This is a genomic window from Streptomyces sp. BHT-5-2, assembly GCF_019774615.1.
Classification (GTDB): domain Bacteria; phylum Actinomycetota; class Actinomycetes; order Streptomycetales; family Streptomycetaceae; genus Streptomyces.
Genome location: NZ_CP081497.1, coordinates 2,285,584 through 2,296,221, shown reverse-complemented (window position 1 = coordinate 2,296,221; position 10,638 = coordinate 2,285,584). Strand labels below are relative to the sequence as shown.

The window sequence follows — 10,638 nt, the reverse complement described above, 5'->3', positions numbered from 1 at the left end:
GCGTCGCACACCGCCGGGTCCGCGACTGCGGCTCGCTCCCCTTGCAGATCGACCCGTCGTGAACACGTACGCCGGCTTCTGCGCTCGGGCAAAGTTCCCGAAAGCACTCGCCGGACAGCGGGTTGGCCTCGAACCACTCCAGCTCGCCGCGACCAGTCCTCACCACGTTCGTGCGCCTGTGCGCTGGTGACGCTCCCTCGCCTACTGGGTATCCCGACCCATAGAGGCAAGGACGCGCCAGCTGATGTTGGTGCTCCTGACCTCAATCGCGAAGGGGCAACCGGCCGCACAGGCGGAAGCGGCGTCTGGAGGCGGTCTGTTACGGACGGTCGCCCAGACGTAGACGAAATGGCGCGCCTACAGAGAGGTGGCTCGCATGGCGTTGGAGGCTTCAGCCACCGGTCCCACCCCCAGCAGCCCGGTTGTGCCCAGTCCGCTTGCGGGTTGGGCTCGCGACCATGGACGGTCACGATCTACCACGATGGTGCAGGCGTCTGCGGGGCAGCTGCGTTTCACGTTCTACGGCCGGGTCTCCACCGAGGACCATCAGGATCCCGCTACCTCGCGGTCCTGGCAGCTGCTGCAGGCACAGGCGGTGACGTCAGGGTACGGGCGAGTGGTGGCCGAGTTCTTCGACATTGGTCACAGCAGGGTGCTGCCGTGGGCGCGCCACCCGCAAGCGGCTGCTTTGCTCGCGGCGATGGCCGATCCCGACCGGGATTTCGATGCGATCGCCATCGGCTCCTGTGAGCGTGCCTTCCACGGCAACCAGTTCGCGTCGATGGCGCCACTCTTCGAGCACTACGGCGTGGCGCTGTGGGTGCCGGAGCTGGGCGGAGCCATCGACCCGGCCCTCGTCGGCCACGAGGAACTGATGATCCTGCTGGGCATCCTGTCCAAGCGGGAGGTCGCCCGCGCCCGGATCCGGGTACGCAGCGCGATGACCGTGCAAGCCCGCGACCAGGGCCGCTATCTGGGCGGACGTCCACCGTACGGCTACCGGCTGGTGGACGCCGGCCCGCACCCCAATCGTTCCTTTGCTCGCCGCGGGGTCCGGATCCAGCGTCTGGACATCGATCCGGAGTGCGGCGAGATCGTCAGGTGGATCTTCGCTCAACGGCTGGCCCAGCACAGCATCGCCCGCATCACCCGCGCCCTGAACGACGCGGGCATTCCCTGCCCGTCGGCAGCCGACCCCGAACGCAACCACACCTCTCCGGTGACAAGTGGGCTCTGACCTCGGTGCGCGCGATTCTGAGCAACCCGCGCTACACCGGTCGACAGGTGTGGAATCGGCAGCGCACCGATCACGAGTTGCTCGATCCGGACAACACCGGGCTGGGGCATCGCGACGTGATGCGCTGGAACGCCCCCGAGGACTGGGTCATCTCCACCAAGCCCGCGCAGCCGGCGCTGGTCAGCGAAGCCGACTTCGTCGCCGCGCAGCACATCCGAGCAACAAGGGAGACGGCACCAGGCCGGACCTATCTGCTGGCCGGACTGCTGCGCTGTGGGGTGTGCGGCCGGCGGATGGAATCCTGCTGGTCGAACCACCGGCCCGCCTACCTCTGCCGCCACGGCCACACCAGCGCGACGCCGCCTGACCCGGGCCGGCCGTCCAACGCGTATGTGCGCGAGGACCACGTCCTGCCGCACCTGCCCGCCCTGCTCATCCGGCTCACCGCCGCCGCCCCGGACGGAAAGCTTCTTGAAGCCGCTCGCGGCACCCGCCCACGCAAGCCGATGCGGTCGGGTACCTCCGGGTCAAGGCGCTCACGCTGACCTTCGACCCCGCGACCAGGACCCTGGCCGCCGATACCTCGCGAGCAGAAAGGATCACCATCGGCTGAACGTGACCCACAACGCCCACGAGCAACCGAAGGGAGGAGAACAGGAGGCAGTGAAACAACAAGCACCCACTCCCGGGCGGAAGCCCGAGGCGGGTGCCAGCTGCGGCTGCCCGCAGAGCGGGCAGCGTGTGCGATAGGTGTGTCCGAGACTTGAACCATACGTACACGCCAGTGATGCGGGGGGGGAGCTGCAACTACCGTAGCCCCGCAGGCCGACACGCGCCTATAGCGCGCTGCACTGGAAAATCCCTCTCACTTTCCGCAAGCTACTACTCCGCAGGCACCTCGTACATCACTCCTACGAGTGAACTCTCGCGGCATGATACGTGCCGTGCCGCCATGGACTCGGTGAAGCCGGGAAGTTGTCCGCGGTATCCACGCTCGGCCTCCGGTCTGGAGCCAAGCAACCAGGTCAGCGAGCGGCGACGTGACGTAGACGCGGGTGCCTCCGCGTCGTGCGGGACACTGGCGGCTTTTCGACCGGATTCTCAGGGCCCTCGCCCGCGGCGAAAACGGACCCTGTTGAAGCCGAAGAGGCACGGCGAGGCAGCGTTGCAGGTCAGAAGGTCTTTCAGGTCAGCAAGGCAGCACAAAGGCAGCACTGGCGGCACCACGCCGGGGAACGGGCCAGCTCCCCGGGGCGTACGGCACGCCGTAGTCCAGAGCTCCGCAGCGTCCCGGAGTGAGGCCCGGTGTCAATTGTGGCACCACAAGTACAGCTGCCCATGGTCGAAAGCCCATGGCTGGCCAGCCAGTTCCCGCTCGACCTCTGTGGGGTTGATGTGGGGCGCGGCCCGATGTCCCCGTAGATCTCCCCCGTACTGGCTCGCACACGCGAAGCAGGACCCGTATACCATCACCAGTACGGTGGGAGAGAGTCAGACGTCGAGTGGATCCGTCCCGGTGACCACAAAGCGGTCCTCAATCTCGTAAAGGCCAGCCACTGTGGCCTTCCTGTTAGCGACCGTTTGGTCTCGGCGGGCACACCGTAGGAACCTCGAACTCTCTCGCTGGTACTGCTCAACAACCAGCGTGCGGAATCCGTGAGAGCGGGCACCACCCACCGAGTAGTCCGTCCAGAGCAGGAACGGGTAAGCCTGTTCGGCTGGCACCTCAGCCTCGCCGCCTCCCAGGACCTCGTCTTCTCGCAGATCAATGTCGAGGCCCGGCAAGCTGACAGTGTGGCTGCGGGCACCTTCGGGATGCGCGGCGAAGACCTTGTGGAAGCCGAGCAGGAATCCGCGTATGAGGGAGTACTCGTGGTCCACGTAGGTGATCACGGGAAACAGGTAGTTCTGCGCTCCGAGGTGGACGGGGATCTTGACAAGGGTCTCTGTGAAATCGATGTAGCGCCCTTCGGACACCGAAGAACGGGCACATGAGGCTGTCACGAGGAAGCGCTGGGTCACCAGCTGCCGAGTGAGCTCCTCCGGCAAACCGTGCTGGGCGAAGGGACGGAAATCAATGGGTGTGGCCCCTTCGAGCACAGCCGTCCTAGACGTGCAAGCGAAGGTGTTGGGGAGTACGAGCGACATGGGGTCCTTCTCAGGCGGACGGTCGAGCCGACATCGCGGACAGCGCGAACGGCAGGCCCTGGTTTTCGAGGAAGGTGCGGTCGCGCACTGCGTGAAATGTCTCGTCGGGACACGCCGACCGGGAGATCCCCGCGATGAACTCCAACGACGAGGGAAGCAGGGTGAGGTCATGCTCCTCGGCGACCGTCAGCACGGCATGCAGACACTCTTCGGCGAGAGGGCGCACATCGAATCTGCTGTCCGCTTCGCGGTGGGCCGGGGTGGAGGAGACGAGCAGTTTCGACTCCGCGCCAGGGGCACCGGCCGCTATCAGACGACGGGCGGCGGTGGCGGCCTTCGCCAGGTTCTCCTCCGAGGTGTTCGCGCCTGCCTTGGCCAGGTAATACGTCACCGGTTGGGCGAGCCACGGCAGCACGTCAGTGACGTTATCGCCGGGGGGAGCCGGCAGTGCTTCCAGGTCCAGCTGGATTCCCAGTGGGTCGCAGAGGAACGGCTGGGCGAGCATGCTGGTGACATAGCCTGAATGACGGGCACGAAGAAAGTTCTCCCGCAGGGTGACCGCGGCGGTACAGGTGACCGCGTAGTGATCAGCCAAGTCCTGGAGCACCGGCTGCAGTTGTTTGCGTGCCCGTGTGACGTCATCGGCCTGTTCGACGACCGGTATCAGGTCCAGGTCCGAGAGCACCCGGGCCTCGGCGATTCGGGCGTCCCCACGTGACAGGGAACCCGATAGAGCCACGGAGGCGGCTGTTACGCCCATGAACGCCGACGTGAGATGCGGGCGAAGGCCCTCGATGTCCGATACTTTCATTGCTCCCCCGGTCCGGTCACTGCCGTATAGTCGGCGGCGCCGCCGTGAATTGATTCGGCTTGTACGTAGGACCTGTAGACCAGGTCGAGCAGATCGTTGGAATCCCCGATGACGTCATGTGCGTACCGGAGGTCTTTGACCATGTGTCGCAGCGCGAAGTCCGGATCGTCGAAGCGTTCTTCGACCATCCGGTCGAGTTTGCTGGCACAGACGAGAGACATCCAGCCGTTGCTCTTCACGATCTCGCCGGCCACGTCGAAGTCCTCGCCGAGTGCGGCTCGGAGTGTGGGAACGAACGCCTTGAGGGAATGGAGAAGCGCCGCCCCCCAGGCGTTGTAGACGAGCTTGAAACGGGTGGGGTGTCCGGAAGTCCGGAAGGTGTAACGCTGCCGAGTGCACGCTCGGAGCACCTGTTCGCTACGCGGATCGTCCGCACTCCGGTACAGGAAGGCGGAAAGCGTTCCGTTCGCAGCTCCGGATCGGCTGCCGGTGACCGGGCACTCCACGGAAACGCCACCGGACCCCCGTATGCGTATGTGCCACTCGTCGATCCATGCCGGGCTCAGAGTGGACATCTCGATGCAGCCGGCACCACTGGCGACTGTGGCCGCCGTCGTGGACGGTGATGTCCAGAACTCCCGGCTTCGGACGTCGTCTTCAAAACAGCCGAGGATGACGTCGGGCCGACTTGCCGGAACCTCCGCCTCCGTCACGAGCCTCACGCCCGGATGTGGTGGGGTTGTGAGGTGCCGGCTGAGCAGCGAGACGGACATCTCTCCGCTGTGCAGCAGCTGTCGGATGATGCCGCTGGTTATCACGCCGTAGCCGGCCACTAGGACCTGAAGCATTCCCGTTACCGCTTTCCCATGGTGATTTCAGGTGCGTGACCGGTACGAAGAACGCTCTGTCCGGACTGGAGGATGTCCGCACCCGCGACGAGGGCCGAGAGTGCGTTTCGGAGAAGGCGTTCCGGCAGTGCGAAGTTCAGTCGGATGTGCCCTGGTGCCGAGAATTCCGATCCTTCCGACATGGCCAGGCCGACCCGCTCGCGGAAGAATGCGGCGGGATCAACGAGCCCGAGTTGCCGACAGTCCAGCCAGGCGAGATACGTCGCTTCGGAGGGAAAGGAGACCATCCCTGGGATGTGCTCAGCGATGGTTTTAGCGACCAGTGCATTGTTTCTAGTAAGCTGTTCCCGAACTGCGGAGAGCCATGCGTGGGAAGCAGGGTCGTCGTATGCGGCGCGCAGCGCGGATACGCCCAAGCGCGACACGGAACGGATATAGAAATCGGCGACCCTCTGCCATGTCGCCATGTCTTCCGAAGCGGAGAATATAAGCTGGGCGCACTTGAGCCCAGATATGTTCCAACCCTTCGAGGCGGAGGTTGCGGTGATGGCATGCGACGCCGCGGTCTCACTGAGGTTGGCATAGGGAAGATGTGGAGTCTCGACGAGCGTCAGTGGCGCATGCACCTCGTCGCTGAACACGCGCGCACCATGGGAATCCACCAGCCGCGCCAATTGGCCGAGTTCCTCTGCTGTGAAAATTCGCCCCGTCGGATTATGCGGATTACAGAGGACGACCATGCGCCCACCTTGACTCAGTGCCCGGTCGATTCCCGCCATATCCATGTGGTAGCCGTTACTGTCTACGAGTGAAGGCACTTCCACGACACGGTGACCGAATAGAATTGGCACGGTCAAGAGCGGAGCATAGGCGGGGGTGGGAACAATTACCGTACTCGCCGGCGCAAGATAGTGCCGGAGGACCGCTCCAAACCCGGTGACGATATCGCTGACGAAACCGATGGATTCGCTGCGCACGTGCCAGCCGTATGCCCTATCCATCCAGCGAACGATGGATTCGCGGGCCAGGCCGATACTGATCGGATCATTGTATCCGAGCGTCTCAACGTTCAGTTCACGCGTTAACGCGCTGTGGATCGGCCTGGCCACGCCGTAAGCCATTTCCGCCACCCACGCGCCTATCGCCCGGGGATATTTCGCGGACAAAAGTGATCTCGGAATGTCCGGGGAGGGATTTCCATCGGACGGGATCACCGTGTCGAGGAACGGTGGGTGGTCTGGGCTCATGTCACATTACACCTATGCGTCTGTGCCGATAACGGAATCGCGCTTCTCGAACCAGGTGAGGGAATCCTGGATTCCTTCGTCGAGGGAGTGCTGGGGGCGCCAGTCGAGCAGGGCCGCGGCTCGGTCGCCGCGTGAGTAGGCGCCTGCGTTGTCGCCGGGGCGCCGGTCCGTCTCCACCGAGGGCAGGGGGGTTCCGGTTGCCCTCTCGAAGGCGTCGAGGAGTTCACGGACCGTGGTGCCCGTTCCCGTTCCCAAGTTGATGACCCGGTAGGAGGTCTGGGGCTCGGCCGAGAACACGGACTCGAAACGGCGAAGGGCCTGGACGTGTGCCCGGGCGAGATCCCACACGTGGATGTAGTCGCGGATGCCCGATCCATCCCGGGTGGGCCAGTCGACGCCGGTGATCTGGAAGGTTTCGCCGAGCCGGTGAGCCTCGATCATCTTGCCGAGGGCGTGGGTGGGGCGGCGCACCTGGAGCCCCGAGCGCATCTTCGGGTCCGCGCCGACGGGATTGAAGTAACGCAGGGAAATGATGCGCGTGTCCCCCGTGGAACTGATGTCCTCAAGCGCCGTCTCGAACAGCGCCTTGGTGCGGGCGTAGGGGCTGAGCGGGGCGAGTTCCGAGTCCTCGTCGACGGCGAAATCTTCGCCGGTCGCGTAAATTGAAGCGGATGAGCTGAAGATGAATCGTGTGCAGCCATTGCGCGACAGGTGTCCGAGGAAGGTGATTCCCTTCGCGACGTTCTCCGTGTAGTAGCGGAGCGGTTCGGCCACGGACTCCGGCACGACGATCAGCGCGGCGCAGTCGACGACTGCCTCGATCTCCGGGTGAGCGGCGAAGATTTCATCGATGAGCCGGCCGTCGGCGATGTCGCCCTCGTAGAATACCCGTCCCGCGGTGAACTCCTTGCGGCCAGTCACCAGATTGTCGAGAATGATCGGTTCGATGCCATCGTCAAGGCACGCAGAGGCCACCGTGCTACCGATGAAGCCTGCGCCGCCAGCAATGAGGACCTTCATGGGGTACTCCTATTGTTGCCGTTGGTACTGGAGTAAATGCCTCCAGTGATTTCGCTGCAGTGTAGCGGACTGATCATCCGCGAAGTCCCCGGTCGGACGGGGACCGCTCCTCGGCTCATAGAGACACCACACCATCGTCGGTTGCCAGATGCGGTGCACTTCAAGTTCTGCACTCTTCCGGACGACGTCAAGGGAACCGATGCATCCATCCACCCGTCCTTCGGATGCCCACTGCACGGCTATCGGTTTGGCGTTGACATATGCATGCGTAGCGCGGGGTGCATACCTCTTCGCGAATGCAGCGGTGGCGGGGTGAAGGGATACGGATGACATTTCCTCAATTCCGGCTGCTCGCGCCCGGTTGGTGGCTACACACATCGGTTTCGTGGGGCTCTCCCAAGTGGCGACAAGACGCATGAGGTCTAGGTTTCGAAAATGCATGTCCACCCAGCTGTCCACCACCGTGCTCGCGTCGCGTTCCACAAATCCAGCCGCGACGAGGACCAGCACTCCTTCGGCCAGACCCAGCTCCATGGCGCCATTGAAGGAATCGGCGAGCAGAATACGGCCGAAGTGTCGATCCGCTTCGGCGTGGGCATCCGTTCCAGCGGGCCCGAGCGTGGCTACAGTCGCGGACGCTCGGTAAGCGTCCGGCAGAATCTCTCCGAGCGGACTCGGCATTTTCCTTCCCCCTGTGTGAACTGTTGATCGATTGCCTGCTGCTCGTTTCATCGAGCGTTTGAGGCTCATGTCACCGAGCGGACCCGCCAAGCGCCCGCAGGACGAAGCGCCGCGTCTCTTCGTCGGCGGCCAGAGTCTGCCGCTCGGACGCCATTCGCATGCACCCTGGGGAGGAGAGACCGGGCCAGGTGTCCGGCAGGACGTGCCTCGCCGACACGATCTGGGCGGATGCACCGGCGAAGGCCGGCAGGACGCTTCGGTGCGCGGCGACGAGATGCGCGAGCCAGTCCATGTACGTGCCCACGAGATTCCTGGCCACCTGAGTTGCAGCGGGGTCCTCGGCCTGGTCATCCATTCCCGAGTCCTCCGCCAGCGCGGTCCGGATCACCTCGAAGAGATGGTCGTGGACCCGGTCCATCACCTCGACCGGACTGCGCGCGAGGGCGTCATCGCTCCACCAGCCGGGCAGTTCGGCACCCGCCATAAACGACCGCAGGATCTCCCGCACTTCCTTCGCGACCACGTCCGGCGCCGAGATCTCGGCGTCGAAGAGGAGCAGATGGGAAGCAGAGGTCAATGCGGCGACGTGCTGCGCCAAGGTAGCGGACATGCAGTACGCGAGCACCGCGTGGATCTCGCAAGGCAGGTTCTCCGCGGCTTGGAGTGCGCGGGAGGCGTACGCGTCGGCGGAAAGGTCCCGGGGCAGCGGCCTGGTCAGCAGATACCGCACGTCGAATCCGGCGTCCTCAAGTCGCAACTCGGACAGTTTGGCCTCGGGGCGGTGGCCGGGATAGTCGAGGACCAGTACGACCGGCTGTTCGGCCCGGGATTCCGCGGTCGTAGGGGGGGCGGGGGTGTGGGCCATGAACTGCTCCTGATGTGTGGGGGACTTCGGAAGGCGTCGACACGACGGTGAACGGCGCGGGCGGCTGCTGCCGTGGCTGTCCTTAGGGGTGACTTGCCGACTGGTACGTCCGAAGCAGGGTGGCCACATCGGTATCCGCGGGGTTCTCGGAGACGAGGGACACCATCCTGGTGAACGTCCCCATGAACTCCTTGGCCCTTGCCGCGGGCCAGACCTCCTGCTCGTACTGGAACAGGACGGTTGCACCGGAGTCCGGGTGCATCTCCACTCGGATGGTCAGCCCTGCCCGCAAAGCCAGTTGTACGTCGGCAGCCACAGGCTCGACGTGCGCACCATGAAGCCGCATCGGTGAGCTGTCGCTCGTATCGAGGGCCAGATACAGCCATGGCCGCCACTTCTGTACCAGGTCTCTGTTCAGCTGGAGATGCTGAAGGAGTAGAGGCAGCGGAACAGAGTGTGTGAGGCCCGCCGCCATGGACTGCTTTGCCGAGCGGAGGACGTCGCGGACAGGCAGCTCGGTATTGATCCTGAACCGGTTGATGACGGAGGTCGCGAACCAGTCGACGTCATGCTGCCACCCCTCTGGGCGACCGGACGTCGGGCTGACCATGCCCGCCACCGAGTGTCCCGCGTCAGCAAGCACGGCCAGACCCAAAGCGGCTACGAATCCGCAGAACAGTGTCGTCGACTCGGCCGCGCAGGTCTTGCGCAGCCTGTCGAGGGTGCCGGCGGTCAGGTGACCGTGGCACTGCGCGGCCGAGGTCGGCCGCACCTCGGGATCCCGCATCCCGGACAACCGGACTTCAGGCAGCGCTTCCAACGGGTCCAGGCGGCTTCGCCAGTGCGTCAGACGGTCCTCCAGCATCGCCTGGTGCCAACGCGACTCCTCCTCCGCCCAGCAACGCGGCTCGATGTCCGGGAGGGCTACAGCGTCCCCTGACGCCCCGACACGGCTGTTGTACAGAGCCGAGAGGTCGCGGACGAGATTCGTGAAAGAGTCGCCGTCACACACCAGGTGTTCCGCGGTGACGACGACGGTGGCCGTGTTCTCCCCGGTGCAGAGCACGAGCACCCTGAGCTTCACCTCAGTGGGCAGGTCGAAGAGCACGCCCTGCTCCGCCTGCACTTGCTCCTCCACGCATGCGCCGACGGGCACCTGACGAACCCGAAAGAGACGGTCACAGTCGATGTCCCCGGCAGAGAGGCGGTACCCCCGGTGCTCGCCGTTGCGGAGGTCGACGTCGAAGACGGAACGCAGGGCCTCGTGGCGTTCCACGAGCTTGTGGCAGGCGGCCTCAAGACTGGCAAGGTCGAGCGGACCGACCACGTGGAACGACCGCGAGACGTGATGGGCGATGCGCTGACCGACTGAGTCGGCATCCCGTTGCAGCCTACGGTGCTGACTATACGTCAGGGGAATCTGCCGTCGACCCTTGTCATCCACCTGCGGCTGCAAGGGCTTTGCCTGCTCCCTTGGTAGCGATGGCTCAGGTGCAGGGGCGGAAGTCGCATCGGCGAGACGTCCGTAGATGCGGGCGGACAGGTCGGCGAAGTCCACTGCTTCGAAGACATCCTGCATGTCGTTAATGCCACGGCCGTGCAGTGCCTTGGTCAGCCGCATCACAAGACGTCCGGCCCGGACCGAATCACCGCCCAGGGAGAAGAAGTTGTCCGATGCGGAGACGGGGTGCCCCAGCACTTCCGCGGCCTGGGCGCACACCAGCTCCTCGACGAGCGATACGTCGAGGGCATCGAGTTGCCGCTGTTCTGCGTTCACGTCA

At 64.7% G+C, this 10,638-nt stretch carries 9 protein-coding genes; 2 read left to right on the top strand and 7 right to left on the bottom strand.

Going from position 1 to position 10,638, the window contains the following annotated elements; genetic code table 11:
* Positions 1-481: 481 nt before the first annotated feature.
* Together K2224_RS41190 and K2224_RS41185 are read left to right on the top strand one after the other, a co-directional pair.
* Positions 482-1,237: a recombinase family protein gene (locus K2224_RS41190; protein WP_260693756.1), complete on the top strand. Its 756-nt coding sequence runs from the start codon at positions 482-484 to the stop codon at positions 1,235-1,237.
* A 5-nt stretch (positions 1,238-1,242) separates the two neighbouring features.
* Entirely contained in the window at positions 1,243-1,782 is a 540-nt protein-coding gene (locus K2224_RS41185) for a recombinase family protein (protein ID WP_260693755.1), read from the top strand.
* 946 nt (positions 1,783-2,728) lie between these two features.
* Here K2224_RS41185 and K2224_RS37795 read toward each other — a convergent pair.
* The 7 genes from K2224_RS37795 to K2224_RS37765 form a co-directional block, all read right to left on the bottom strand.
* Positions 2,729-3,385 carry an acetoacetate decarboxylase family protein gene (locus K2224_RS37795; protein ID WP_221911601.1) on the bottom strand — a complete coding sequence of 219 codons (657 nt, stop codon included), beginning with the start codon at positions 3,383-3,385 and terminating at the stop codon, positions 2,729-2,731.
* Between the two features lie 10 nt (positions 3,386-3,395).
* Entirely contained in the window at positions 3,396-4,196 is an 801-nt protein-coding gene (locus K2224_RS37790; protein WP_221911600.1) for a hypothetical protein, read from the bottom strand.
* Positions 4,193-5,029, bottom strand: a complete 837-nt coding sequence (locus tag K2224_RS37785; protein WP_221911599.1) for an NAD(P)-binding domain-containing protein — start codon at positions 5,027-5,029, stop codon at positions 4,193-4,195. Before K2224_RS37785 ends, K2224_RS37790 begins: the two co-directional genes overlap by 4 nt.
* 20 nt (positions 5,030-5,049) lie before the next feature.
* Positions 5,050-6,291, bottom strand: coding sequence for a MalY/PatB family protein (locus K2224_RS37780; RefSeq protein WP_221911598.1), 1,242 nt, complete (start codon positions 6,289-6,291; stop codon positions 5,050-5,052).
* A gap of 12 nt (positions 6,292-6,303) precedes the next feature.
* Positions 6,304-7,311 (bottom strand): UDP-glucose 4-epimerase GalE, encoded by a 1,008-nt coding sequence (galE, locus tag K2224_RS37775; protein ID WP_221911597.1) that lies wholly within the window; start codon positions 7,309-7,311, stop codon positions 6,304-6,306.
* Positions 7,312-8,062: 751 nt separating this feature from the next.
* Positions 8,063-8,857 (bottom strand): hypothetical protein, encoded by a 795-nt coding sequence (locus K2224_RS37770; protein ID WP_221911596.1) that lies wholly within the window; start codon positions 8,855-8,857, stop codon positions 8,063-8,065.
* Positions 8,858-8,939: 82 nt separating this feature from the next.
* Positions 8,940-10,634 (bottom strand): condensation domain-containing protein, encoded by a 1,695-nt coding sequence (locus K2224_RS37765; protein WP_221911595.1) that lies wholly within the window; start codon positions 10,632-10,634, stop codon positions 8,940-8,942.
* Positions 10,635-10,638: the final 4 nt, after the last annotated feature.